The organism is Salinicola tamaricis (assembly GCF_003006155.1).
In the GTDB taxonomy this organism is placed as follows: domain Bacteria; phylum Pseudomonadota; class Gammaproteobacteria; order Pseudomonadales; family Halomonadaceae; genus Salinicola; species Salinicola tamaricis.
Genome location: NZ_CP023559.1, coordinates 3,997,937 through 4,024,572 on the forward strand (window position 1 = coordinate 3,997,937; position 26,636 = coordinate 4,024,572).

Genomic DNA, 26,636 nt, shown 5'->3' on the forward strand with positions numbered 1-26,636 from the left:
GAGCCGCATAGCGGGACCGGCTACCCTCTTGGCATCCGTCGAATAAATTCAACACGCGAGCCCGCCATCGTGCCTCAAGCCTCTGCTGCGACCTTCCCCGAGCGTCACGTCGACTCCTACTACGCCGCCTCGGCCAACCCGGGCCCGGAACGCCCGCGGCTAAGCGGCGAAGTCGACGCCGACGTGTGCGTGATCGGCGGCGGCTTCACCGGTATATCCTCGGCGCTGCACCTGGCCGAGCGTGGGCTGCGCGTGGTAGTGCTGGAGGCGACGCGTATCGGCTTCGGCGCCTCGGGGCGCAACGGCGGGCAAATCGTCAACAGCTACAGCCGCGACATGGACGTGATCGAGGCCAAGTATGGCCAGTCTACCGCCCAGGCGCTGGGCAGCATGGCGTTCGAGGGCAACAAGATCATCCGCTCGCGCATCGCCGACTACGATATTCGCTGCGATCTCAAGGAGGGCAACCTGTTCGCTGCCTGCAGCGACAAGCAGATGCAGGGGCTGGTCGAGCACAAGGCGCTGTGGGAGCGCTACGGCCACCGTCAGCTCGAACTGCTCGATGCTCGAGGCTACCGTCGCGAGATCGGCTCCGAGCGCTACGTGGGCGCGCTCTTCGACCACTCCGGGGGGCACCTGCACCCGCTCAATCTGGTGCTCGGCGAGGCCGCCGCGTTCGAATCACTCGGCGGGGTGATATACGAGCATTCGCCGGTGATCGAGATTCGCCACGGCGACCCAGTGGTGATCCGCAGCGCCCAGGGGCAGGTTCGCGCCGAGCGCGTGATCGTCGCCGGCAACGCCTATCTCAATGGTCTGCTGCCGGAGCTCGAGGGCAAGAGCATGCCCTGCGGTACCCAGGTGCTGGCCACCGCGCCGCTGGATGCCGACACCGCCCGCGAGCTGCTGCCCAACGATGCCTGCGTCGAGGACTGCAACTATCTGCTCGACTACTACCGCCTCTCGGCCGACAACCGCCTCATCTACGGCGGTGGCGTGACCTATGGGGGCCACGATCCGGCGAGCATCGAAGCGGTCATTCGGCCCAATCTGGAGAAGACCTTTCCCCAGCTCAAGGGGGTCAAGGTCGACTACACCTGGAGCGGCAATTTCCTGCTGACGCTCAACCGCCTGCCGCAGTTCGGTCGCATCAACCACAACGTCTACTATGCTCAAGGCTACTCCGGGCACGGCGTGACCTGTACCCATCTGGCCGGACGGCTGATGGCGGAGGCGCTGAGCGGCGAGCTCGAGCGCTTCGACGCCTTCGCCAACCTGCCACACACGCCCTTCCCCGGCGGCCGCCTCTTCCGTGTGCCGCTGACCGCCCTCGGCGCCTGGTACTATCGGATGCGCGACCAGCTCGGCTGGTGACACTCCCTGCCTGACGGGCATGCCGCCAGCGCCGTAGCGATCCATCGCGGGCCGACATGCCGACCTGACTCGGAACCAAGAGTCAGACCGGATTCACAGAGCCGGCAGACAAACGCAAGGGGCGGCCACTGGCCGCCCCTCGAGCTGCCTCTGACCCCGGGTCAGAATGTCTGCCACGCCTCTTCGTCTTGAGTACTGCGCTTGGCAGTTAGCGATGTCGGCTGCACGTTGGTGGATTTCGGCTGAGTATCGGGTGTCGCAGCCGCTTGCTCCGTAACGTCTTCGCCGAGCACGAAGGTATCGATCAGGCCGCGCAGGCGCTCGGCTTCCTGCTGCAGATCGGCCGCTGAGGTCGCCGACTGCTGCACCATGGCAGCGTTCTGCTGCGTCATCGCATCCATCTCCGCCACCGCGGTATTGATCTGGCCGATGCCGCTGTTCTGCTCCTTGGCCCCGGCGCTGATCTCACCGATCACATCCGCGACGCGATTCACACTGTCGACGATCTCACGCATGGTGTTCCCGGCCCGATTCACCAGCTCGCTGCCGCTGGGTATGCTCGGCCGACTGCGTGATCAACTCACGAATATTTTTAGATGCCTCCGCCGAACGACCCGCCAGTGAGCGTACCTCGCTGGCCACCACCGCGAAGCCGCGCCCGTGCTCGCCGGCGCGCGCGGCCTCCACGGAGGCATTCAGCGCCAGGATATTGGTCTGGAAAGCGATGGAGTCGATCAGTCCGATGATCTCCTCGATCTGCGCCGCCGACTGAGTGATTTCGCTCATCCGCGCCTCGACCTCGGCCATCGCCTGCTCGCCCTCTTGCGCCACATCGCTGGTCGACTGCACCAGTTGACTCGCCTGGGTGGCCGAGTCGGTGGCATGTGCCACCGTGGTGGTGATCTCCTCCATCGAGGCGGAGGTCTGCTGCAGGCTGGATGCCGACTGCTCGGTGCGCGATGCCAGCTCGCCGCTGGCATCGGCGATCTGAGACGACGTCGCGTGAACGTTACGGGTACTCGAGCGCACGTCACGCAGCGTTTCCTGCATGCGCCCGACGAAAGCGTTGAACTGGGTCGCGAGTTCGCCCACTTCGTCGCGGCTGTCGACGGCCAGGCGGCGCGTCAGATCGCCCTGGCCGCTGGCGATATCACCCATCGCGTCGGCGGTGCGCCGGATCGGGCCGAGCAGACGCCGCACCAGCACGCTGGTGATCAGGGCCGCCAGCAGCATGCCCCCGCCGCCCAGCAGCAGCGATCGCCACAGCATGGCGTGGCGATTGCTCGCCGCCTTGGCCTCTGCCGCCGCCATCGCCTGATCGATGGAGGTGGCATAGATGCCGGCACCGATCATCCAGTTCCAGCCATCGATGCGCTCGGCGTAGGAGTACTTGCGCTCGACCTTGCCGGTAGCGGGATTGGGCCACAGATAGCTGTAGCGGCCCCCCCCTGCTGAGCGACCCGGATCAGGTCGGCGATGACATGGTTACCATCGGCGTCTGTCACCCCGAGCATATTGGTCCCCTCCTTCTTGGTGTCGGGGGCAAACACCAGATTGGTGCCATCGAAGTCGTAGACGAAAATATAATTGGTGCCGTCGAATGAGAGCCCACGCAGCAAATCGCGCGCCTTGGCCTGCGCTGCCTGAGGGTCGCTGCCGGCACTCTCGACCAGTGGCGTGATGGCGGATTTAGCCAGATCGACGATGCCCTTGACCGCCTTGACCTGACTGTCGATCAACAAGCGCCGCTGCTCGGCCAGCTCTCGACGACTGTCATTGAGGTTGGAGACGATGTTGACGCTCACCAGCGCCACGATGATCACAAACAGCGGTATCAGCGTCAGCGCCACGATCTTGGTCTGCAGGCTGAACGCGTGTCTGGCGCGCAAAACGGAAGGTGCCTTCATGCGTACGCTCTCGGTCTTTGGAGTTATCGAGTGAGATCCAGCGGCGCGTCACCCTCCCGGCCAGAATCCGATACCACGCCGCTAACGAACACCAACACGATTCAACCCGGCAGAATCACGCGCCCACCAAGGTCGATATCGGTGACAATTTGTTTAACTTGAGTCAACTTTAGTAGGAATAGGCATCCACGCAGATGCCAGAAGCCGTCAAGACGGCCGGTGAAAGGCGCTCTGGCGGCCGGCGTAGAGGCGATCGTCAGGTAGAGACAGACGCTGCCAGGAATCGGGCCTGCGGAAGCGCTACCACTCCAGCGCTTGCTTGACGAAAGGAATGGTGAGCTTGCGCTTGGCGGAGAGCGAGGCGCGATCCAGGCGTGCCAGCACGTCAGAGAGCTGATCGAGCTGACGCGGACCACGATGCAGGATATAGCGCGCGACCTCATCGGGTAGCTGCATGCCGCGTACTCGCGCGCGCAGTTGCAGCGCGCCCAGCCGCTGGGCGTCATCCAACGGCTGCACATGAAAGACCATGCCCCAGGTCATGCGCGAAGCCAGGTCCGGCAGCTTGATATCGAGCTGGCGCGGCGAACGGTCGGCGGCGATCACCAGCCGCTTGCCGGCGTCGCGCCAAACGGTTGAAGCCATGGAACAGCGCCTCTTCCCAGCGCTTGCGCCCGACCACCAGTTGCAGGTCGTCGATCGCCAGCAGATCGAGTCGCTCGGGCTCTTCGAGAATATCCGGCGGAAAGTGCCCTAGGGCATCCAGCGGCAGATAGAGCGCGCGCTGACGCGGGCGTCGGCAGCATGGCAGGCCGCCTGCAGCAGATGGCTGCAGCCCACCCCACTGCCTCCCCACAGATAGAGGAAGGGTTCGCCGGTGCTCTCCAGCTGCGAGGCCAGATGCGCCACCAGCGGCGCATTGTCCCCGGGGAAGTAGTTGGCGAAGGTAGCGTCATCGCGCAGCCCCACCCCCAGCGGCAGCTGTGACGGTCCCGGGCGCATCAGCTGTCGTGCTCCCCGTCCCAGCCCTCTGTCAGCGCCTCGGCCCGCGCCCGATCATAGAGGCGACTGTGGCGATAGCGGTGATAGGCGGGCGTAACGCAGCAGAACCATGATCACCGCGGCCACCGGTAGCGCCAGCAGGATACCGGTGAAGCCGAACAGTTGCCCGCCGGCGAGCACGGCGAAGATCACCGCCACCGGATGCAGGCCGATCTTGTCACCCAGCAACAGCGGCTGCAGCAGCGTGCTCTCGGCCACCTGGCCGATGCCGAACACCACCAGCACCCCCACCAGCGGCAGCCACTCGCCGAACTGGAAGAACGCCACCACGCCGGCGGTGAGCACGCCGACGATGACCCCGAGATAGGGCACGATGCTCGCCAACCCCGCCATCAGGCCGATCAGCAGTCCGAACTTGAGCCCCACCACGCTCAGGCCGACAGCGTAGATCACGCCCAGGCTCAGCATCACCAGCAGCTGGCCGCGCAGGAAGGCGGAAAGCACCTCGTCGCACTCCACCGCCAACGCCGTGACCCGGGGTTCGACCTGGCGCGGCAGCAGCTCGCGCACATAGCCCTTGAGCCGATCCCAGTCGAGCAGCAGATAAAAGGTAACCACCGGAATCAGCGCCAGATTGCCGAGCCAGATAGCCAACGCCAGCCCCGAGCGCGAGGCCTGGGCCAGGAAGGCCGCAGCGTAGGTGCCTGTCTCGCGCCAGTTGCTCATCAAGGCGTTGCGCAACTGATCGAAGTCGGCGCTGAAATCGATCCCGGTCAGTTCGCGCACCTCCGGCAGCACCGTCGTCTGGACCCAGTTGAGCACCTCCGGCAGCGCCGCGATCAGCTGCCCCAGCTGGCGCCCCAGCATTGGCAGCAGTATCAGCAGGGAACCGACCATCACCAGCGCCAGCAGCAGAAACACCAGGCTCACCGAAAGCCGCCGCGACAGCCCCCGCGCCTCCAGCCAGTCGGTCACCGGATCGCCCAGATAAGCCAGGATCAGGCTGACGAAGAACGGCATCAGGATCGGCTCGAGCAGCACCAGCAGCCAAAGCCCCAGCGCGGCACCGATCAACCCGCCTATCTGTAGTTTACTCATCGCGCTCTCGCCGTTCCCTGACTGCCCGCTCGGATGTAGGCAATGCTACAATGCGCCCCGCTGAACATCACCCCCATTCATTGGCGGGACGCTGGGTCACCCGCAGCGTCTCCCCGGCTCCGCGAGAAAGGTCCCCTATGACGCGCTCCTCTCCCGATTCTTCGAACGCGCCCCGTTCGTCCAACTCCCCCTCCCTGACCTACCGGGACGCGGGTGTCGACATCGATGCCGGCAACGCGCTGGTCGAGCGGATCAAGGGCGTGGCCAAGCGTACCTCGCGGCCGGAAGTGATGGGCGGCCTGGGCGGCTTCGGCGCACTATGCCAGCTGCCCAGCGGCTACCGCGAACCGGTGCTGGTCTCCGGCACCGACGGCGTCGGCACCAAGCTGCGCCTGGCGATGGATCTGGGCAAGCACGACACCATCGGCATCGATCTGGTCGCCATGTGCGTCAACGATCTGGTGGTCGCCGGCGCGGAGCCGCTGCTGTTTCTCGACTACTACGCCACCGGCAAGCTGGATGTCGATATTGCCGCCGACGTGGTGACCGGCATCGGTGAGGGCTGCAGCCAGGCCGGCTGCGCCTTGGTGGGGGGCGAGACCGCCGAGATGCCGGGCATGTACGAAGGCAGCGACTATGACCTGGCCGGGTTCTGTGTCGGCGTGGTGGAGAAGTCCGAGATTCTCGACGGCAGCCGGGTCGCCGCCGGCGACGTGCTGCTGGGGCTAGCCTCTTCCGGGCCACACTCCAACGGTTACTCGCTGATTCGCAAGATTCTCGAGGTCGGCGGCGGCCAGCTCGACGAAACCCTCGACGGCCAGCCGCTCGCCGACCTGCTGATGGCGCCGACCCGCATCTACGTCAAGCCGCTGCTCTCACTGATTCGCGACAGCGACGTGGCCGTGCACGCGCTCTCGCACATCACCGGCGGCGGTCTGCTCGAGAACGTGCCGCGGGTACTGCCGGACGACCTCGCCGCGCGGGTCGACGTCACCACCTGGCAGCGCCCGGCGGTGTTCGACTGGCTGCAGGCCCAGGGCAACGTGGCCGAGCGCGAGATGTATCGCGTGCTCAACTGCGGTATCGGCATGGTGGTGGTGGTGGGCGGACCAGGCCGACGCCGCCGTCACCCACCTGCAGGGCGCCGGCGAGCAGGTCCATCGTCTGGGTGAGATCGTCACACGCAACGAGGGTGACGACGCCGTGCAGCTGGAGAACCTGCCGGCATGAGCGCAGAGCACTCTTCTCCGCATCAGGATACGCTGAACGACTTCGAGGCCGCGGCCGCCGAGAAGCCCCGCGTGGTCGTGCTGATCTCTGGCAACGGCAGCAATCTGCAGGCGCTGCTCGATGCCCAGACGCATGACGAGCTGGGCGGCGAGATCGTCGCGGTGGTCTCCAACAAGGCCGACGCGTTTGGGCTCAAGCGGGCCAAGGATGCCGGTGTCGATGCCGTGGCGCTGCCGCATCGCGAGTACGACTCCCGCGAGGCCTTCGATGCCGCGCTGATCAAGGTGATCGATCGCCACGAACCCAATCTGGTGGTGCTGGCCGGCTTCATGCGCATCCTCACGCCGATGTTCGTCGATCACTACCGCGGGCGGATGCTCAACATCCATCCGTCGCTGCTGCCCGCGTACCAAGGCCTCAATACGCATCAGCGCGCGCTGGACGACGGCGTTGCCGAACACGGTGTCAGCGTGCACTTCGTCACCGAAGAGCTGGATGGCGGGCCGGTGGTGATTCAGGCCGCGGTCAAGGTCGAGCCCGATCAGGATCTCGATGCCCTGATCGCCAAAGTCCATGCCCGCGAGCACCTGATCTACCCGATCGCCGTGCGCTGGTTCCTCGAAGGCCGAATCAAGCTCGGCGCCGAGGGCACGGTGACGCTGGACAACATGCCGCTGCCGCCGCACGGCCTGCGCATGTCCCACGAGGATGCCGCCGAGGAGCTTGACGAGGATCTGGAGTGAGCCCCAAGGCATTCGCCCCAGCCGTCCGATCTTCGCGCTAGCCTCAAAGGTTGCGCCGGGCGCCCGAGATCGGGCGCCCGGCGCCAGAAGTAGGATCTACCCTCTCACGAGCGTGACGAATAACCCCCTTTTTTGTCGCCTTTAGATGAATTTGCCACACCTCCGCCCTGCCATAGACTACGGATCTATCAAGCAAGGATGTGTGACATGCTGCTTCGCTCTGCCCACTGGCTGACTCTTGGTCTTGTCGCGCTCTCCTTGAGCCCCTCGCTCTGGGCCGAGGATTCGCTGCTTGGTCCCCTCGACCCCACCAACACCGCCACCAAAGGCGGCGAGCGCCAGGTCCGCGGCGTGTTGCGCGCCCATAATCATGCGGTGATCAGCAGCGAACTGGCCGGACGTATCGTCGAGATGCCCTACAGCGATGGCCAAAGTTTCGCCAAGGGTGACCTGCTCGTGCGCTTCGACTGCAGCGCCTACCAGGCTCAGCTCAACGCCGCCCAGGCTGCCGCGCGCGCCACCCGTGAAGAACTGAACCACAACAAGCAACTGGCCGCGCTCAATTCAGTCGGTCGTTTCGAGGTGGCACTGGCCGAGGCCCGTCAAGCCCAGGCCCAGGCCGAAAGCCAGGTGTATCAGGTGCAGGTCAAGCGCTGCCGCGTTACCGCGCCCTTCGCCGGCAACGTAGTGCTGCGCCGCGCCCAGCCCCACGAGAGCGTCGCCAGCGGCACACCGCTGCTGGAGGTGGTGGATAACACCACGCTTGAGATCTACCTGCTGGTGCCCTCCAGTTGGCTCAGCCGCCTGCAACCGGGGCAGACCTTCGACTTCATCCCCGACGAGACCGGCAAAACACTGAAGGCTACCGTCAAACGTCTGGGCGCGCGTATCGATGAGGGCAGCCAGACCCTGCTGCTGATCGGTAGTCTTCCCGAGGCTACCAAGGGCCTGCTGGCCGGCATGAGCGGCACAGCGCGCTTTCAGGCGTCGCCGTGAGCGCCACGTCTGCCAAGCCCGATAACCTCTTCGCGCGCTTCCTGGGCCTTGAACAGCAGGCGCGCAAGGCGGCCACCACCGAACAGCTGGCCTTCGCCATGGTCAATGACGGCCAGGCGCTGTTCGGCTTTCGCCACGCCGCCCTGCTGATCGCCGGCAAGGTGCGGGCGCTGACCGGCATCAGCGTGGTGGAGGCGCACGCCCCCTTCGTCGCCTTCGTCGAGCGCGCGGCCGGCGCCCTGCACAAACAGAATCGACTGGACGAGAGCCACAACGTCGACCCCGCGCAACTGGACGAGCAGACGCGCCTGGACATGCACAGCCTGTCCGCCCCCCACGCCTACTGGCTGGCGCTGAAGAACCGCAGCGGCGAGACCTTCGGCGGCCTGTGGCTGGCGCGCGAGCAGCCCTTCAACGACGCCGAACACGCCCTGCTGAACCAGCTGGCAGACGCCTACGCCCACGCCTGGCTGGCACTGCACCCGCGCAAACCCTGGCGTCTGCGCTGGCCGCGCAAGAAGCTGCTGGCGGTGGCGGCGGCACTCTGCCTGCTGCTGCTGATCCCGGTACGCCAGTCGGTACTGGCCCCTGCCGAGGTGGTGCCCCTGGGTGGCCGGGTGGTAGCGGCACCACTCGATGGGGTGATTGCCGAGTTCCTGGTCAAACCCAACCAGCAGGTGGCCGCCGGGGACATGCTGGTGCGCTTCGATGCCACCAGCCTCAAGGCCCAGGCCGATGTCGCCGAACGCACCCTGGATGTGGCCGAGGCGGAACTCAAGGCCAACAGCCAGCGCGCCTTCGCCGATGCCGAATCCAGCGCCCGCCTGGATCTTCTCGCCGCGCGCGTCGAGCAGAAGCGTGCCGAGCGCGACTATGCCCAGCAATTGCTGGCACGCAGCGAGGTACGCGCCGAGCGCGCAGGGATCGCCGTGTTCGCCGATGTCGAGCGCCTCACCGGCAAGCCGGTGCAGACCGGCGAGCGACTGATGCAGATTGCCGACCCCAATCAGGCCGAACTGCGCATCGAACTGCCAGTGGGTGACGCCATCGCCCTGGAACCCGGCGCCGAGGTGGCGCTGTTTCTCGACAGCGACCCCCTGCACCGACACACCGCCCGGCTGGAGCGCGCGGCCTATGAGGCGCAGAGCACCGCCGCCGGGCAATTGGCCTACCGCCTCGATGCCACCTTCGTCGAGGCGCCGCCGCGTATCGGCCTGCGCGGCACCGCTAAGCTGTTCGGCGACCGCGCGCCGCTGGCCTACTACCTGCTGCGCCGCCCCTTGGCCGCCGCGCGGCAGAGCCTGGGCCTGTGATGCTGCCCGCGCTGCGCCCCGACCTGCAGCTCTCGCCGGCCGCCCCCGGCCTCGATGGCGCGCCGCAGTGGACGCTGGCCGACCCGCTGCGCGGTCGCTACTTCAAGCTCGGAGCGGCAGCCGTACGTCTGCTGCGCCACTGGATGCTGGGCGAGCCCGAACGCGTGCTGACGGCGGCCAACGCCGAGCCCGGTCCGCCCCTGGGCGTCGATGAACTGCAAGAGATGCTGGGCTTTCTCAGCCAGCATGACCTGATCGCCGCCCTGGATGACAAACAGCGCGCCAGCTATGCCATGAAAGCCGCCGCCCAGCGTCAGAGCCCGTGGAAGCGAGTGCTGCACCAGTACCTGTTCTTCCGCATCCCGCTATGGCGCCCGGATCCCTTTCTCAACCGCGCCTGGCCGGTGCTGGAACGCCACGGCCCCTGGCTGCTGCGCTGGGGGCTGCCGCTGGTATTCGCCCTGGGCTTGTTCCTGGTGATTCGCGACTGGCAGCGCTTTCTCACCACCTTCCCCCATCTGTTCAGCCTCGGCGGCGCCCTGGCCTTCGGCGTGGCGCTGACCTTCGCCAAGCTCTGTCACGAATTTGGCCATGCCTTCATGGCCAAGCGCGCCGGCTGCCGGGTGCAGAGCATGGGCCTGGCGTTCATGGTGCTGGTACCGATGTTCTACACCGATGTCAGCGATGCCTGGCGGGTACGAGAACGCCGCTCCAGGCTGCTGATCGGCGCCGGTGGCGTGCTCGCCGAGCTGCTGCTGGCGGTGCTGGCGCTGCTGGCCTGGTCGCTGCTGCCGGATGGCCCGGCGCGCACCGCGGCCTTCATGCTGGCCAGCGCCACCTGGATCACCACCCTGGTGATCAACCTCAACCCCTTCATGCGCTTCGATGGTTATTTCCTGATCAGCGATCTATGGGGCGTGGACAACCTGCAACAGCGCGCCTTCGCCCTGTGCCGCTGGCGCCTGCGTGAGGCGCTGTTCGGTTATGGCGAACCGGCCCCCGAGCCCTGGACGCCGGCCATGCGCAAACGCCTGCTGATCTGGGGCTATGGCGCGTGGATCTGGCGCGCAATCCTGTTCCTCGGCATCGCGTTGGCGGTCTATCACCTGTTCTTCAAGGTGCTCGGCATCTTTCTGATGCTGGTGGAGCTGCTCTGGTTCATCGGCCTGCCGATCTGGCGTGAACTGAGGCAGTGGTGGCAACACCGCCAACAGGCCAATCCGCGCAAGGCATTGCTCACCGGGCTGTGCCTGAGCGCGCTGCTGCTGGTGCTGGTCGTGCCCTGGCGCGGCTCGGTGGAGATACCCGCCCTGCTCGAAGCCTCCCGCACCCACGCCCTGCACGCTCCGGTGGCCGCACGCCTGAAGGCCTTGCACGTACAGGATGGGCAGCCTGTCGGCCGGCGACCTGATCATGGAACTGGCGTCACCCGATCTGGATTCGCGTCAAGCCATCGTCCGCCGTGAGATAGAGATTCTGCAGCTCCAGCTGCGTCGTCTGTCGGCACGCAGCGAAACGGCAGCCGATGCCGGCGTTCTCGAACAGCGCCTGGCCGAGGCCGTGGCCGAATACCGTGGCCTCGCCGCGCAACGTGAGCGCCTGCAACTGCGAGCCCCCCAGGCCGGCGTGGTGCGCGATCTGCAACGCGACCTGAGCGTGGGCCGCTGGCTGCATCCTGCCGAGTCGCTGGCACGTATCGTCGGACCCGGGCTGCGCCTGCGCGGCTACCTGGCAGAAGAGAATCTCTGGCGGGTCGAGGCCGGCAACAGCGGGCGTTTCATCGCCGATGATCCGATGCGCCCTGCCATGCCGGTACGCCTGGACGACGTGGATGCCACCGGCGTCGCCTATCTGGAACAGGAGGCGCTCAGCTCGGATCACGGCGGCCCCATCGCCGTGCGCCGCGATGCCCAGCAACACGCCGAGCCCGTACAGGCGCAGTATGGCGTCCGCCTGTCGCTGCTCGGTGAGGCCATCCACCCCGATCATCCCCTGCGCGGGGTAGTGCTGCTCGAGGGCGAGCGTCAGTCCCTGCTGGGCGCGGCCTGGCGGCGGATCGCGGCACTCGGTGTGCGGGAAAGCGGTTTTTGAGAGAGAGCCCCATGGAGAGCCACATGAGTCGGAATGCCGTGCCGAGACACTTGCGACTGCCGCAGGCACTTTCCTACCTCTAAGGGGGGCTTGCTAACGAATACTCGAGGGCCCCGAAAGATCTGACATAGCGTGCTGATACGTTTTCACCGCCGGTCGTAGTGCAGCGCTTGTACTTCGGTCTCGGTGCCACTCGGCCTGAATAAAAGATAGAGACGACGGGAAAACTACCCGATGAAAAATAATGCCGATTGCGCAAACGAATGTAATGACGGCAAGCAATGACTACATTATAGTCCCCTCATACTCCCGGGCCGACTGCAGCCGCCGGGCACGTGTGCGGGACGTTTCGCAAGGGAACCTGCATTGTGGATAAAAAAAATAAGATTCATCTTCGCCCGATGAATAACGGGGATTTATCTTTCCTCGAGGCACTCTATTGCAGCACGCGTATGAGGGAGCTCGCGGAACTGCCGTGGGACCAATCAGCCAAAAGTGCCTTCCTCAACCAACAGTTCGCTGCGCAGCATAATTATTATCAGGCACACTTTCCTCATGCCGACTTTCAGGTCATAGAGTCCGCCGGCACTCCCATTGGGCGCGCCTATCTCCTGTGGAGTGATATCCATCTACAAATTATCGATATCAGCCTCATACCCTCCTATCGAGGTCAGGGGCTAGGCAGCCAGTTACTGGCAGCGTGGCTCGAGCGGGCAGACGATCAAAGGCTCAGCGCCGGCTTGTACGTGGAAAGCTACAACCCCGCGCAAAACCTCTATCGCCGCCAGGGTTTCGAGGTCACGGGAGAAGATGGCGTCTATTTCAAGATGCTGCGCCCTGTCCATCAGGCTAAATATTAATTGCCTAAGGAACGTGCCATGTATCCAATGCCAACGCAAGACATGCTCATGCAACACGTAGGGCAACATTTCCAGCTCTGGACCACTGCCGATCAACCCATCGACATCGAACTCCTCGAGGTCGTCGAGGGCATTCCCATGTCACCCGAATATCAGTGCTTTTCTGCTCACTTCGCCCTGCCGATCGGTCATGACCTGCCACAGGCGTTATTTCGCTTGTCACACCCAGAAGACGAAGAGGGCTGGCTGTTGTTGATGACACCAGGGTTACCCTGCCGTGATGGGCGCAAGGTGCTCCATGCGTCTTTCCATAACGACAGTCCTGCTTGAAATCCACGCGGACTCGATGCGCCAAAAACCAAAGAAAAAGGAGCTGCAAATGAGTGAACCATTCCTGGGTGAAATCAAGATGTTCGGCGGTAACTTCGCGCCACGCGGCTATGCCATGTGTCAGGGGCAGGTCATGACGATCACGCAGAACACCGCACTGTTCGCGATACTTGGCAACACATATGGCGGTGATGGTGTGACCAATTTCGCGCTGCCTGATTTTCGGAGCCGCTCTCCGGTCGGTGCGGGCACAGGAGCTGGTCAAAGCACCATTGCTCTAGGTCAAAAGAACGGAAGCGAGACAGCCACCCTGCTTAGCACCAACCTTCCATCCATACAGTTTCCGTTGCAGATCCAAGGCACAGTCAACCTATCGATTCCGGCTTCGACCGCGGATGGCACCAGTCCAGTTCCAGGACCGAATCTCGTTCTGGCAAAGCCTGTGGATAGCGCAGTAGGCGCAGAAGTTAGTCCGTATGGCAGCAACCCCGATACGACGCTGAAACCTTTCGATGCCTCATTGAATAGCACGCATAGCACGGCCAATTTCATCGGGCCAAACCTACCCGTGGCGATCCGTAACCCCTTCCTGGGCACCAACTTCATCATTGCGCTGATGGGAGAGTTCCCTATGCGTAGCGACTGACAGCTTTCATTTCGCAGGCGCAGCGCCATGACGGCGCTGCCCCAACATTCGACTGGTTTTATCGCAGCCCTCCACCCAACTAGAAGCGTCACGCTGTCATCACCGGGAGCAAACCATGTTCTGGACTCGCACTAAAAAACCTCTGGCTAGCTCCCCTGCAACCGTGACCAAAGCCCCTCTGGCCATGTCACTGGAGCCGCGCATGATGTTCGACGGCGCCGTGGCGGCCACAGCCGCAGATGCGACCGTCGCGGCAACGGTCGCCGCAAACACTGATGCAACGGGCGCACACGACAGCGATGCAACAGCCGAACACCTGGCTGCCGCCCCCTCCTCGACCACACCGGGGGACCGCCATGAAGTCGTCTTCATCGACGCCAGCGTCCAAGACAAGCAGCAATTGCTCGATAGCCTGGTCGCGGGTACGGAAGTCGTCGTACTGGACGCCGGCAGTGATGGCCTGCACCAAATGGCCGACTACCTCGATGGCCGCTCCGGCATCGATGCCATCCACTTCATTTCCCACGGTGGCGAGGCCAGTCTGCAGGTCGGCTCGACCCGGCTCGGCCTGGACAATATGGCCAGCGTGCAAAGCCAGCTTTCTGCCATCGGCAGCAGCCTGGCGGAAAACGGTGACTTTCTGATTTACGGCTGCGACACCAGCAAGGGGGAGCACGGGGACGTTTTCGTCGAGCAACTCGCCAACTTCACGGGCGCCGATATCGCGGCCTCCAACGACTGGACAGGCGACGCCAGCAAAGGCGGCGACTGGGTACTGGAGACCAGCACCGGCGCCATCGAAGCCGCCAGCCTGTTTGCCGATGCGGGTTACAGCCATGTGCTCAATACCCTGAATGCCGGCGATATGGTCGTTCTGGGCTGGAACGCACTGAACGATACGATCACCTTCGCCACGCTGGTCGATATCCCTGCAGGCACCGTCCTTAAAATCACCGACTGGGGCTGGAATGCGAGTGGAAGTGCATTTACAGAGACGAACACCGGCGACGGGCTAATTACCTGGACGACGAGCAGCACTATCAATGCCGGCACGGTACTCAATCTGTACCTCGGTGGCTCGGATGATTTAACGACGCTGACCAACGTAACGGCGAACACAGACCTCAGTGGCGACATCGCGATAACCGGCTACTCGGCCGCCGATCCGATGAACCTCGCTGGCGACAGTGTTTTCATCTATCAGGATTCGGACGCCAACCCCTATTTCATTTTCGGCATGAACAACAGTGCCGGTACGAACATCGATGCCAATAACTGGAATACCGCCTCGGGCTTTTCAACGCTCAGAGACTCGACACTCCCTGGCGGTGCCGGCAGTCAGAACGCGCTGACCAACGGCACCAACGCCATAGGTCTACCTGGCGGAGCCAACCAACAAGACAACGTGCAGTACAACGGCCCCACCTCTGCCGCCGACCGCACGACCTGGCTGGCAAGGATCACCAACCTCTCCAACTGGAGCGGTAGCGCCAATACCGGCGACACTACCAGTGTCGGTGTCAGCCCTGGCAGCACAATCAGTATTACCTCCAACAATATACCGAGCATCGTTAATCTCAACGGCGACAGCGTCGCCTGGAATGGCGCAGGCAATACCGTCCGCCTCGACGTGGGCAGCAATGCCAGCCTGAGCGACGCCGAGCTGAGTGCACTCAATGGCGGCAATGGCAACTGGTCCGGCGCTAGCCTGGTGATCCAGCGCAACGGCACGGCAGTGGGTAGCGACGTCCTGGGCTTCGATACCAGCGGCGCCCTGTTCACCGTCAGCGGCAGCAATCTGCAGTCTGCCGGGCAAACCTTCGCCACCTTCACCAATACCGGTGGCGTACTGACCGTCAACTTCACCAGCAGCGCCACCACAGCGACCACGGCGCTGGTCAACGACGTGGCGCAGCGAGTCACCTATCGCAGCGATACGCCGGCCGGTGATGCCAACATCCGCTTCATCCTCGATGACGGAGCCGGTGGCAACGCCAACGCCACCACCACGGTCACCAGCGACACCATCTACGTCACCAACGACACCGACACTGCCACCATCAACGTCAGCAATGGCGTGAGCTTCAGCGAGGCCGTGGCCATTGCCGCCGCCGACAATACCGGCAGCCAGACCCTCGTCTTCGATAGCTCCCTGGCAGGCCAGACACTCACCCTCAACAGCGTATCGATCAACGAGAGCCTGACCTTCGATCTCGACGCGGTAAGCGGCCTGACGCTCAGCGGCGGCACCCTCACCCTGGCCGGCGGCACGACGCAGACCTTTATCCATGGATCGGGCGATGGTGCCAACATTTCGAGCCTGATCGCCGGTAGCGGCGCGCTGACCAAGGCGGGGGCCGGCAACCTGACCCTGTCCGGCGCTGGCAACACCTTCTCCGGCGCCACCAGCATCGCTGGCGGCATCCTGACCGTCGCCAATGGCGATGCCATTGCCAACAACAGCGACGTGTCGATCGCCGCAGGCGCCACTCTGGCGCTGAACAGTAGCGAAGCCATCGGCAATCTTTCCGGGGCGGGTGCGATCAACCTGGGCAGCAGCAGCCTGACGACGAACCAGACAGCGGACACCACCTTCTCCGGCAATATCAGCGGCACCGGCGGCCTGTCGCTCAACCAGACAGGCTCGGCCAGCCATGCGCTGACCCTCTCCGGCAGCAACAGCTACACCGGCAGCACCACGCTGCTCAATTACGGCTGGCTGAAACTCGATGGCGACGCCTCGGTCTCCAACAGCAGCGCGGTACGGGTCAACGGCAACAGTGTCCTGACCCTGCTTTCTGATCAGACCGTCGGCAGCCTGGCAAGCAACAATGCCAACGCCAGCATCCAGCTCGGTAGCCATACCCTCACCAGTGGGGGCGACAATGCTTCAACCAGCGTTTCCGGGATCATTTCCGGCAGCGGCTCGCTGATCAAGCAGGGCAATGGCGTTCTCACCCTGGCGGGCAACAACAGCTATTCCGGCACCACCACGGTGTCCGCTGGCACCCTGTCGATCGGTGATGATGCCAACCTCGGCACAGGCGACCTGGCCCTGGCTGGTAGCACGCTCGCAATCACCGGTGCCACCACCATAGACAATGCCATCGCCCTCACCGGCAACAGCACCATCGACAACAGCGACGCCGCCACCCTCAGTGGCGCCATCAGCGGCACCTACGCCCTGACGAAAACCGGCGCTGGCACCCTGACCCTGTCCGCCAACAACAGTTATGGCGCCACTTTTGTCAATGCCGGCACCCTCAGCGTGGACAGCGACGGCAACCTGGGCTCGGATGCAGTGAACCTGGCAGCAGGCACGACCCTCGCACTCACCGGCACGACCGACATCGACAACGCCATCATCCTCGGCGGCAACGCCACGGTCACTGCCGCGGCCAATGCCACCCTGTCCGGCGTGGTCAGCGGTGCCTATACCCTGACCAAGGCGGGCGCCGCGACCCTGACCCTGTCCGGCAGCAACAGCTACGGCGCCACTACCGTCAGCGCTGGCACCCTGAGCGTCGCCAGCGACGCCAACCTGGGCAGCGACACGCTGACCCTGGGCTGCCGGCAGCACTCTGGCCACCACTAACGCCACTACCATCGACAACGCCATTGCCCTGAGCGGCAACGCCACGGTGAACACTGGCGCAGATACTGCGCTCTCCGGCGTGATCAGTGGCAGCAACAACCTGACCAAGACCGGCGCTGCGACCCTGACCCTGAGCGGCAGCAATACCTATAGCGGCAGCACCAGCGTCAGCGCCGGCACCCTGAGCGTCGCTGGTGACGGCAACCTCGGCGCCGGCAGCCTCAACTTGGCCAACGGCACCACCCTGCAGATCACGGGTAATACGACCATCGACAATGCCCTGGCCTTGACCGCGTGGCCACCATCAATGCTGGCGCGGCCTCTACGCTGTCCGGCACCCTCAGTGGCTCAGGCAGCATGACCAAGTCGGGCGCCAGCAATCTGACCCTGTCGGGTAGCAACACCAACACGGGCACGACCAGCGTGTCTGCCGGCACCTTGGTCGTGGACGGCAGCACCAGCAGCGCTACCATTGTGGCCAATGGCGCCACCCTGGCCGGCGGCGGCACCCTGGGTGGCGACGTCATCGTGCAGAACGGCGGCACCCTCTCCCCAGGCAACAGCGGCGCCGGCACCCTGACCGTGAATGGCAATCTGACTCTGGATGCAGGCAGCACCCTGGCACTGGATCGATGGCACCAGCGCCGGCACCAGCTACGACCAGATCGTGGTCAATGGCGCCGTCGACGTTTCCGGCGCGACTCTGACGGTCAACCATGGTTATGCCGCAGGCAATGGCGAGATCTACAAGGTCATCCTCAATGATGCCGCCGATGCGATCACCGTACCTTCAGTGGCCTCAGTGAGGGCAGCACCTTCAACGCGGCGGGCAATGGCACCCAGTTGACCACCAGCTATGCCGGCGACACGGGCAATGACCTGACCCTGACCGCTCCCTCCGCCCCGACGGTCGCCAGCGTCTCGTCCAGTACGGCCAACGCACCTACAAGATCGGCGACACCATAGTCGTCACCGTCCAGTTCAGCAGTACCGTGAACGTCACCGGCACTCCGACCCTGACCCTGGAAACCGGCACCACCGATCGCGTACTCAACTACCTTTCCGGCTCGGGCAGCGACACACTGAGCTTCAGCTACACCGTACAGGCCGGTGACAGCACCAGTGATCTCGACTACGCCTCCACCTCGGCCTTGAGCCTCAACGGCGGCAGCATTCAGGACAGCACCAGCCAGGCTGCCCTCCTGACCTTGCCAACACCTGGCGCTGCCGGTTCCCTGGGCGCCAACAAGGCCCTGGTGGTGGACGGCGTGCGCCCGGCTGCCGGCAGCATCACCCTCAGCGACACGGCGCTGCGCATCGGCGAGACCGCCACCGTCACCGTGACCTTCAACGAGGCCGTGCAGGGTCTGGACGTCGCCGACTTCAGCGTGACCACGGCAGCCTCAGCGGCCTCGCAGCAGCGATGGCGGCCTGACATGGACGGGCACCTTTACCCCAGACGCCAGCGTCAGCGATGCCAGCAACCTGATCACCCTGAACAACAGCGGTGTGATGGATCTGGCCGGCAACATCGGCAGCGGCAGCACCGATTCGGCCAACTATGCCATCGACACCCTGCGCCCAACGGCAACCATCGTGGTGAGCGATACCGCACTGAAGGCCGGTCAGACCACCAGCGTGACCATCACTTTCACTGAGGCGGTGACCGGGCTGGGCATAGCAGACTTCAACGTCGCCAACGGCACACTGAGCAATCTGTCCACCTCGGACAACATCACCTGGACCGCCACCCTGACACCGGGCGCCAACGTCACCGACAGCACCAACCTGGTCACGCTGGATAACACCGGCGTGCAGGATCTGGCAGGCAACGTCGGCTCCGGCACCACCGACTCCGACAACTACGCCATCGATACCCAGCGCCCAAGTGCCAGCATTGTGGTCGCCGACACCGCCTTGAAAGCAGGCCAGAACACCACGGTTACCATCACCTTCAGCGAGGCGGTCACCGGCCTGACCACGGGTGACTTCAGCGTGGCCAACGGCGCGCTCAGCAACCTCAGCTCAAGCGACGGCGGCATCACCTGGACCGCCACCCTGGCGCCGAACGCCAACGTCACCGACACGACCAATCTGATCACTCTGGACAACAGCGGCTATACCGATGCCGCCGGCAATACCGGCACCGGCATCACCGACTCCAACAACTACGCCATCGATAGCCAGCGCCCGACTGCAACCATCGTGGTCAACGACACCGCGCTGGCCATCGGTGAAACCGCCACCGTCACCGTGACCTTCAACGAAGCCGTGCAGGGCCTGGACATTGCCGACTTCAGCGTGGCCAACGGCAGCCTCAGTGGCCTAAGCAGCAGCGATGGCGGCATTACCTGGACCGCCACCCTGACGCCCAGCGCCAATATTACCGACAGCAGCAACGTCATCGCCCTGAATAACACCGGCTACAGCGATGCGGCCGGTAATACCGGCACCGGCACCACCGACTCCAACAACTACGCCATCGATAGCCAGCGCCCAACCGCCACCATCCAGTTGAGCGACACTGCGTTGGCTGCGGGTGAGACGGCGACCGTGACCATCACCTTCAATGAAGCAGTGAGCGGATTGAGCACGACTGACTTCAGCGTGGCCAACGGCGCCCTCAGCAACCTCGCCAGCAGCGATGGTGGCCTGACCTGGACGGCGACCCTGACGCCTGACGCCAACGTCACCGACACGACCAACCTGATCACGCTGGATAACACCGGCGTGCAGGATCTGGCAGGCAACGTCGGCTCCGGCACCACCGACTCCGACAACTACGCCATCGATACTCAACGCCCAACCGCCACCATCGCGGTCGCCGACACCGCCTTGAAAGCGGGCCAGAACACCACGGTTACCATCACCTTCAGCGAGGCGGTGACCGGCCTGACCACGGGTGACTTCAGCGTGGCCAACGGCGCGCTCAGCAACCTCAGCTCAAGCGACGGCGGCATTACCTGGACGGCGACCCTGGCGCCGAACGCCAACGTCACCGACACGACCAATCTGATCACTCTGGACAACAGCGGCTATACCGATGCCGCCGGCAATACCGGCACCGGCATCACCGACTCCAACAACTACGCCATCGATAGCCAGCGCCCGACTGCAACCATCGTGGTCAACGACACCGCGCTGGCCATCGGTGAAACCGCCACCGTCACCGTGACCTTCAACGAGGCCGTACAGGGTCTGAACATTGCCGACTTCAGCGTAGCCAACGGCAGCCTCAGCGGCCTCAGCAGCAGCGATGGCGGCATCATCTGGACTGCCACGCTGACGCCCAGCGCCAATATCACCGACAGCAGCAACGTCATTATCCTGGATAACAGTGGCTACAGCGATGCGGCCGGTAATACCGGCACCGGCACCACCGACTCCAACAACTACGCCATCGATACCCAGCGCCCAACCGCAACCATCCAGTTGAGCGACACTGCGCTGGCTGCGGGTGAGACGGCGACCGTGACCATCACCTTCAATGAAGCAGTGAGCGGATTGAGCACGACTAACTTTAGCGTGGCCAACGGCGCCCTCAGCAACCTCGCCAGCAGCGATGGTGGCCTGACCTGGACGGCGACCCTGACGCCTGACGCCAACGTCACCGACGCCAGCAACCTGATCAGCCTGGACAATACCGGCGTCACCGACCTGGCCGGCAACACCGGCACGGGCAGCACCGATTCGGGCAACTACGCCATCGACACCCAGCGCCCAAGTGCCAGCATTGTGGTCGCCGACACCGCCTTGAAAGCGGGCCAGAACACCACGGTTACCATCACCTTCAGCGAGGCGATCACCGGCCTGACCACGGGTGACTTCAGCGTGGCCAACGGCGCGCTCAGCAACCTCAGCTCAAGCGACGGCGGCATTACCTGGACGGCGACCCTGACGCCCAGCGCCAATGTCACGGATGCCAGTAACCTGATCAGCCTGGATAACACCGGCTACGCCGATGCCGCCGGCAATACCGGCACCGGCATCACCGACTCCAACAACTACGCCATCGATAGCCAGCGCCCGACTGCAACCATCGTGGTCAACGACACCGCGCTGGCCATCGGTGAAAGCGCCACCGTCACCGTAACCTTCAACGAGGCCGTGCAGGGTCTGGACGTCGCCGACTTCAGCGTAGCCAACGGCAGCCTCAGCGGCCTCAGCAGCAGCGACGGCGGCATTACCTGGACTGCCACGCTGACGCCCAGCGCCAATATCACCGACAGCAGCAACGTCATTAGCCTGGATAACACTGGCTACAGCGATGCAGCGGGTAACATCGGCACCGGCACCACCGACTCCGACAACTACGCCATCGATACTCAGCGCCCGACCGCAACCATCCAGTTGAGCGACACTGCGCTGGCTGCGGGTGAGACGACGACCGTGACCATCACCTTCAATGAAGCAGTGAGCGGATTGACGGTCGGCGACTTCATGGTCGAAAACGCACCCTGAGCGGACTCAGCTCCAACGATGGCGGCATTATCTGGACGGCGATCCTGACTCCCAACGCCAACGTCTCCGATAGCAGCAACCTGATCACTCTGAACAATGGCGGAGTGCAGGATACTGCGGGCAATACCGGTGCCGGCAGCACCACTTCAGGCAACTACGTCATCGATACCGCGGCGCCCATCGTCAACCGGGTCAGCGTGCCTTCAGACGGGCTATACAATGCTGGCGATACATTAACCTTCGCGATCGATACCAGCGAAGCCGTGATCATCGATGGCACGCCGAGGCTGGCTCTGAACATCGGAGCACGACCGTATATGCCGACTATGTCACGGGTTCGGGTAGCGACACGTTGGTCTTCCAGTACAACCTGCAGCCGGTCTCGACGCCGAGGCCGCATTAGCGTGACGGGGCTGGAGAACAACGGCGGCAGCGCGCGCGACGCCGCCGGCAATGTCTTGAATTCGACGTTGAACAATGTCGGAGAGACTTCGGCTGCGCATCGACACCACCCCGCCCACCGCGACCATCGCGCTGGATACCACCACCAGCGTCGACGGCAATGTGCGCTACACGGTGACCTTCAGCGAAGCGGTCAGTGAGGTCGATCTGTCGGACTTCACGCTGATCAGCACGGGAAGCGCCCAGGGTAGTCTCGGCAGCCTAGTACAGATCGATGCACGCACCTACCAGATCACGATTAGCAATGTCGTCGGCAGCGGCAGCCTGACCCTGTCACTCAACAGCAATAGCACCGACATCAGCGATTTGGCTGGCAATACACTGACAGGGGCTGGTCGGCCAACCCTACACCCAGTCCCAGGTCCAGGGTGACCCTGAGTTCCGCATCACACCAGCAGCCCCGCTGGCGCAGCCTGGCGCCAGCGTAACAGTCGAGCCGCCACAAACATCGGCGCCGCCCTCTCTGTTTACCTCGCCCCTACGGCCCACACCGCTGTTCGAGGTGCCCAACCTGGGCAGTGGCATACCGCCAGTGGGCGATATCTTCATCCGCAATGGCGCTCTGGCACCCAGCTATATCGCCCAGGTCTTTGCCAGCAGCGCCGCACGCCTCAGCATCGGTGCGATACTGAATCATCCGCTTTCGGCGGTAGCGAGAACACCTTCGGCAGCAGCAGTTTCTCGGCGCTGTTCGATGGTATCGCGCCGCCAGCACCGGGCGACATTCAGCTGCGCCCAGGCCCGGACACCAGCGATTTAAGCCAGAACGCGCTTCAGGGCGCCCCCACCCTGGCCCAGCAGTTGCAGGAGATACACGAAGACGAGTGGCGCCAGGTCAGCAGTCTGACCCTGGCATTCGAGCAGATGGCCGAGCCGACATCCAAGGTCTAGCAAAAGGCCGAACAATAATCGATAGATGCCGTACCAAGGGGAAGTTCGAGGATGAGTCGTCAAAAGCAACTTTTCGCAGTCAGTCTGTTGGCTCTGGCCATCAGTGGCTGCGCCGTCACCAGCCAGCCGATCGATCACCGTGTCAGCGAACAGCGCGCGCAGCAGGATCTGCGCACGATGTTCAAGGATCAGGAGCCGCTCAGCGGCCCGCTCACGCTGCATGAAGCCATGGCCCGCGCCGTGAAATACAACCTCGAGGGGCGCTTGAAGATCATGGAAGAGGCCATGGCCCAGCGCCAGGTCGATCTGGCCACCTTCGACATGCTCCCGCGCATGGCGCTGTCTGCCGGATACGCCGGGCGCAGCAACGTCAGCGCCTCCAGCAGCGAGAGCATTCGAACCGGGACTCAGTCACTCGAGCCTTCGACCTCACTGGATCGCGACCGTCGCGTCGCTGACCTCACCATGGTGTGGAACGTACTCGACTTCGGCGTCGGTTATGTCAATGCCAAACAGCAGAGCGATCGACGTCTGATCGTGCAGGAGCGCCGACGCAAGGTGGTCCACACCATCATTCAGGACGTGCGCTCGGCCTATTGGCGGGCCGTGGCGGCCGACCGCCTGCTGGGCCAGATCGACAGTCTGATGGCACGAGTCGATCAAGCGAGTGAGAATAGCCGCCGCCTCAGCGATCAGCGTATCGGCGACATCATCCAGACGCTGAGCTACCAGCGCGCCCTGATCGAAGCCACGCGCCAGCTCGAGGAGCAGCGCCGTGCGCTCTCGCTGGCCAAGACCGAGCTCGCAACGCTGATCAATCTGCCCCTAGGCACCGAGATCGAGCTGGCGCCCGAGGCGGGTTATCAGGTGCCTCAACTCACGGTCGACCTCAGTCAGCTCGAACAGGCGGCCTTGACCCATCGCCCCGAACTGCGCGAACAGGACTACGAAACCCGCATCAGCGCCGCCGAGACGCGCAAGGCCATGCTACGCCTGCTGCCCGGCCTCGAGTTTTCCGCCGGCGCCCACTACGACAGCAACTCCTTCCTGGTCAACCAGAGCTGGGCCGATTATGGCGTGAAGGTCACCTGGAACCTGTTCAACGTGCTTTCCGGGCCCGCCGCCATCGATGCGGCTAAGGCCGGTCAAGCAGTCGTGGAAGCGCGCCGCCAGGCCATGTCGATGGCGATCCTGGCGCAACTGCATGTCGCCAATGCCAATTTCCGCGAAGCGCAGCGTCAGTTCGAGACCAGTCAGGAGTTGGTCAGCCTGGATAGCCAGATCGTCGAACAGCTGCGCAATCGTTATCAGGTGCAGAGCATCGGCGAACTGGAGCTGATACAGGGCGAATTGAATACGCTGCAGGCCGATCTGCGCCGCGACCTGGCCTATGCCGACCTACGCAGCAGCTATGGTCAGCTCGCTGCCAGCGTCGGCTTCGATCCGCTGCCTGAAAGCCTTGCCTCCAACAGCATCGGTGGTATTGCCGAAGCGCTCGCCAGTCGCGAAGCGCAGTGGCAGTCGGGTCAGCTGTAGCCCCCACCGCGGCGTGCGTTGGCCACCAGCGCCGCCCAGGGCGGCGCTTATTCAGGCACTTCTCCAGGCACTCCGGCTTGCTCCCGGGCCGATCTTTGCCAGACTGACAGGGCCCCACGCGTCTCGCGGTGGGGCCCATTCAGTCAGGCAAGGAGGCCATATGAGCATGCAATATCGTCCGCTGGGCAACTCGGGCTGATGGTCTCGAGCATGACCCTGGGCACGGTGCCGTTCGGCGGCAGCCACGGTTTCGAGAAGGCAGCGAGCGTCGACGTCAAGGGCGCCCGACGCCTGCTCGACATCGCCTTCGAGGCCGGTGTCAATCTGGTCGACACCGCCGATCTCTACTCCCATGGACAGGCCGAAGAGATCACCGCCAAGGCGCTGGGCGACAAACGCCAGGACATCATCCTCGCCACCAAGGGCCGCAGCCCCCTGGGCGACGATCCCAACGCCAGCGGCGCGTCACGTTACCACTTGATTCGCGCGGTGGAGGCCAGCCTCAAACGCCTGGGCACCGACCATATCGATCTCTACCAGATCCACAACTGGGACGGCGTCACCCCGGTCGAGGAGACGCTGGAGGCGCTGCACCATCTGGTCACCAGTGGCAAGGTGCGCTACTGGGGCACCTCCAACTACACCGGCTGGCAGATGATGAAGACCCTGGGCAAGGCCGAGCTCCACGGCCTGACCAAACCGATCAGCCAGCAGATCTACTACACCCCAGAGTCACGTGAAGCGGAGTACGAGCTGATGCCGCTGGCGCTGGATCAGAACCTCGGCTCGCTGATCTGGGGCCCGCTGGGTGAGGGCTTCTTGACCGGCAAGGTACGCCGCGGCCAGCCGACGCCGCCGGACACCCGCCAGGGCAACGGCTGGCCCGAGCCCTATGTCCACGACATGGAGCGCGCCTACGATATCATCGAGACACTGATCGCCATCGGCGAAGCCCACGACTGCTCGCCGGCGCGGGTGTGCCTGGCATGGCTCAAGGATCGCCCGGGCGTCACCTCACTGATCGTCGGCGCGCAGCAAGCGAAGCGCTCTGCACGACAATCTCGCCGCCGCCGAGCTGACGCTGAGCGAGGCCGAACAGCGCCAGCTGGAGCAGCTGACGCGCCCCGCCCCGCTCTATCCCTACTGGCATCGGGTCGTGGCCGGCATGGATCGCCTCGACCCGGCAGAGAAGCCGTTTCTCGATGGTTACGCCGAGACCATCAAGCACCGCAGCGACGATCGCGCGGCGGATGTCTGACTAGCCTGATTAGGCACGGCAAGGCCCAGAAGCGGGTCGCATCGCAGGCAAAGACGGGGCGCCTCCCTGGCGAAGGCGCCCCGTCTTTCGTCACGCGGCCGGCCCCGGGGCCGTATCGCACGTGATCAGGTGCGCGGCAGGGTCACCCCGCGCTGCCCCATGTACTTGCCACCGCGATCCTTGTACGAGGTCGCGCAGACCTCATCGGATTCGAGGAACAGCATCTGCGCCACCCCTTCGTTGGCGTAGATCCGCGCCGGCAGGTTGGTGGTATTGGAGAACTCAAGCGTTACGTGACCTTCCCACTCGGGCTCCAGTGGCGTGACGTTGACGATGATGCCGCAGCGCGCATAGGTGGACTTGCCCAGGCAGATCGTCAGCACGCTGCGCGGAATCCGGAAGTACTCCACGGTGCGCGCCAGGGCGAAGGAGTTGGGCGGGATCACGCAGGCGTCGCCCTTGACGTCGACGAAGCTCTTCTCGTCGAACGCCTTGGGATCGACCACCGCCGAGTGGATATTGGTGAACACCTTGAATTCGTCGGCACAGCGCACGTCATAACCGTAGCTGGAGGTGCCGTAGGAGATCACACGCTGGTCGTTGGCGTAGCGAACCTGGTCCGCCTCGAAGGGCTCGATCATGCCCTCCTGCTCCGCCATCCGGCGAATCCACTTGTCGGATTTGATACTCATGCAGGTGTCCTTGGAGCGACGTCACGGGGAGCCGCAGCTCCCCCGCGCCGGGTCGAGAAATGGGTACGGCTGAATCGGCTCGCCATCATAGCGGCCCGCCCGCGCGAAGGGAACGCCGGGCCCGGCACAGCGCCGCGCAGCCGTCACCCAG

At 64.1% G+C, this 26,636-nt stretch carries 17 protein-coding genes and 6 pseudogenes; 18 read left to right on the top strand and 5 right to left on the bottom strand.

What is annotated here, in order from left to right:
* The first annotated feature begins 66 nt into the window (after positions 1-66).
* Positions 67-1,374 carry an NAD(P)/FAD-dependent oxidoreductase gene (locus tag CN538_RS18405; protein ID WP_422917592.1) on the top strand — a complete coding sequence of 436 codons (1,308 nt, stop codon included), beginning with the start codon at positions 67-69 and terminating at the stop codon, positions 1,372-1,374.
* A 161-nt stretch (positions 1,375-1,535) separates the two neighbouring features.
* Here CN538_RS18405 and CN538_RS18410 read toward each other — a convergent pair.
* The 4 genes and pseudogenes from CN538_RS18410 to CN538_RS18420 form a co-directional block, all read right to left on the bottom strand.
* A pseudogene (locus CN538_RS18410) lies at positions 1,536-2,727 on the bottom strand (methyl-accepting chemotaxis protein).
* Between the two features lie 6 nt (positions 2,728-2,733).
* A pseudogene (locus CN538_RS23665) lies at positions 2,734-3,281 on the bottom strand (cache domain-containing protein); the annotation flags it as partial.
* A gap of 300 nt (positions 3,282-3,581) precedes the next feature.
* Positions 3,582-4,283: pseudogene (gene hda / locus CN538_RS18415) on the bottom strand (DnaA regulatory inactivator Hda).
* A 54-nt stretch (positions 4,284-4,337) separates the two neighbouring features.
* A complete protein-coding gene (locus CN538_RS18420) occupies positions 4,338-5,381 on the bottom strand; it encodes an AI-2E family transporter (protein WP_242495383.1) in 1,044 nt (347 codons plus the stop codon).
* A gap of 137 nt (positions 5,382-5,518) precedes the next feature.
* Here CN538_RS18420 and purM point away from each other — a divergent pair.
* The 17 genes and pseudogenes from purM to CN538_RS18480 all read left to right on the top strand — a co-directional run bounded on the left by purM (position 5,519) and on the right by CN538_RS18480 (position 25,918).
* Positions 5,519-6,611: pseudogene (purM, locus tag CN538_RS18425) on the top strand (phosphoribosylformylglycinamidine cyclo-ligase).
* Positions 6,608-7,354, top strand: coding sequence for a phosphoribosylglycinamide formyltransferase (gene purN / locus CN538_RS18430; protein WP_106420363.1), 747 nt, complete (start codon positions 6,608-6,610; stop codon positions 7,352-7,354). Before purM ends, purN begins: the two are co-directional and overlap by 4 nt.
* Before the next feature lie 207 nt (positions 7,355-7,561).
* Positions 7,562-8,350, top strand: a complete 789-nt coding sequence (locus tag CN538_RS18435; protein ID WP_106420364.1) for an efflux RND transporter periplasmic adaptor subunit — start codon at positions 7,562-7,564, stop codon at positions 8,348-8,350.
* Positions 8,347-9,663, top strand: coding sequence for an efflux RND transporter periplasmic adaptor subunit (locus tag CN538_RS18440; protein ID WP_106420365.1), 1,317 nt, complete (start codon positions 8,347-8,349; stop codon positions 9,661-9,663). Before CN538_RS18435 ends, CN538_RS18440 begins: the two co-directional genes overlap by 4 nt.
* Positions 9,663-11,129, top strand: a complete 1,467-nt coding sequence (locus CN538_RS18445; RefSeq protein WP_207233555.1) for a site-2 protease family protein — start codon at positions 9,663-9,665, stop codon at positions 11,127-11,129. The genes CN538_RS18440 and CN538_RS18445 overlap by 1 nt, the downstream gene beginning before the upstream one ends.
* Entirely contained in the window at positions 11,077-11,754 is a 678-nt protein-coding gene (locus tag CN538_RS21365; protein WP_207233556.1) for an HlyD family secretion protein, read from the top strand. Before CN538_RS18445 ends, CN538_RS21365 begins: the two co-directional genes overlap by 53 nt.
* Positions 11,755-12,122: 368 nt before the next feature.
* Positions 12,123-12,614 carry a GNAT family N-acetyltransferase gene (locus tag CN538_RS18450; RefSeq protein ID WP_207233557.1) on the top strand — a complete coding sequence of 164 codons (492 nt, stop codon included), beginning with the start codon at positions 12,123-12,125 and terminating at the stop codon, positions 12,612-12,614.
* 18 nt (positions 12,615-12,632) lie between these two features.
* Entirely contained in the window at positions 12,633-12,944 is a 312-nt protein-coding gene (locus CN538_RS18455; RefSeq protein WP_106420367.1) for a DUF6916 family protein, read from the top strand.
* Positions 12,945-12,993: 49 nt separating this feature from the next.
* Positions 12,994-13,590 (top strand): phage tail protein, encoded by a 597-nt coding sequence (locus CN538_RS18460; RefSeq protein WP_106420368.1) that lies wholly within the window; start codon positions 12,994-12,996, stop codon positions 13,588-13,590.
* Between the two features lie 202 nt (positions 13,591-13,792).
* On the top strand, positions 13,793-17,185 hold the full coding sequence (locus CN538_RS18465) for a DUF4347 domain-containing protein (RefSeq protein ID WP_164999659.1): 3,393 nt from the start codon (positions 13,793-13,795) through the stop codon (positions 17,183-17,185).
* Between the two features lie 46 nt (positions 17,186-17,231).
* Positions 17,232-17,546, top strand: a complete 315-nt coding sequence (locus CN538_RS20530; RefSeq protein WP_164999660.1) for an autotransporter-associated beta strand repeat-containing protein — start codon at positions 17,232-17,234, stop codon at positions 17,544-17,546.
* Positions 17,543-17,950: an autotransporter-associated beta strand repeat-containing protein gene (locus CN538_RS20535; protein ID WP_164999661.1), complete on the top strand. Its 408-nt coding sequence runs from the start codon at positions 17,543-17,545 to the stop codon at positions 17,948-17,950. Before CN538_RS20530 ends, CN538_RS20535 begins: the two co-directional genes overlap by 4 nt.
* 503 nt (positions 17,951-18,453) lie before the next feature.
* Positions 18,454-18,573, top strand: a pseudogene (locus tag CN538_RS26555) (Ig-like domain-containing protein); the annotation flags it as partial.
* A 43-nt stretch (positions 18,574-18,616) separates the two neighbouring features.
* Positions 18,617-21,750, top strand: a pseudogene (locus tag CN538_RS20545) (beta strand repeat-containing protein); the annotation flags it as partial.
* Between the two features lie 373 nt (positions 21,751-22,123).
* A complete protein-coding gene (locus tag CN538_RS21370; RefSeq protein ID WP_106420369.1) occupies positions 22,124-22,480 on the top strand; it encodes an Ig-like domain-containing protein in 357 nt (118 codons plus the stop codon).
* Between the two features lie 606 nt (positions 22,481-23,086).
* A complete protein-coding gene (locus CN538_RS18475) occupies positions 23,087-24,535 on the top strand; it encodes a TolC family protein (protein WP_242495386.1) in 1,449 nt (482 codons plus the stop codon).
* A gap of 210 nt (positions 24,536-24,745) precedes the next feature.
* Positions 24,746-25,918 carry an aldo/keto reductase gene (locus CN538_RS18480; protein WP_207233559.1) on the top strand — a complete coding sequence of 391 codons (1,173 nt, stop codon included), beginning with the start codon at positions 24,746-24,748 and terminating at the stop codon, positions 25,916-25,918.
* Here the strand turns inward: CN538_RS18480 and dcd are convergent, their stop codons facing one another.
* Positions 25,919-26,485: a dCTP deaminase gene (gene dcd, locus CN538_RS18485; protein ID WP_106420371.1), complete on the bottom strand. Its 567-nt coding sequence runs from the start codon at positions 26,483-26,485 to the stop codon at positions 25,919-25,921. It lies immediately after the preceding gene.
* Positions 26,486-26,636 lie beyond the last annotated feature (151 nt).

Coding starts and splice junctions, on each gene's coding strand:
- CN538_RS18420 (WP_242495383.1), bottom strand. CDS start 5,381: ATGAGTAAACTACAGATAGGCGGGTTGATCGGTGCCGCGCTGGGGCTT.
- purN (WP_106420363.1), top strand. CDS start 6,608: ATGAGCGCAGAGCACTCTTCTCCGCATCAGGATACGCTGAACGACTTC.
- CN538_RS18435 (WP_106420364.1), top strand. CDS start 7,562: ATGCTGCTTCGCTCTGCCCACTGGCTGACTCTTGGTCTTGTCGCGCTC.
- CN538_RS18445 (WP_207233555.1), top strand. CDS start 9,663: ATGCTGCCCGCGCTGCGCCCCGACCTGCAGCTCTCGCCGGCCGCCCCC.
- CN538_RS21365 (WP_207233556.1), top strand. CDS start 11,077: ATGGAACTGGCGTCACCCGATCTGGATTCGCGTCAAGCCATCGTCCGC.
- CN538_RS18455 (WP_106420367.1), top strand. CDS start 12,633: ATGTATCCAATGCCAACGCAAGACATGCTCATGCAACACGTAGGGCAA.
- CN538_RS18460 (WP_106420368.1), top strand. CDS start 12,994: ATGAGTGAACCATTCCTGGGTGAAATCAAGATGTTCGGCGGTAACTTC.
- CN538_RS18465 (WP_164999659.1), top strand. CDS start 13,793: ATGATGTTCGACGGCGCCGTGGCGGCCACAGCCGCAGATGCGACCGTC.
- CN538_RS20535 (WP_164999661.1), top strand. CDS start 17,543: ATGACCAAGTCGGGCGCCAGCAATCTGACCCTGTCGGGTAGCAACACC.
- CN538_RS21370 (WP_106420369.1), top strand. CDS start 22,124: ATGTCGGAGAGACTTCGGCTGCGCATCGACACCACCCCGCCCACCGCG.
- CN538_RS18480 (WP_207233559.1), top strand. CDS start 24,746: ATGACCCTGGGCACGGTGCCGTTCGGCGGCAGCCACGGTTTCGAGAAG.
- dcd (WP_106420371.1), bottom strand. CDS start 26,485: ATGAGTATCAAATCCGACAAGTGGATTCGCCGGATGGCGGAGCAGGAG.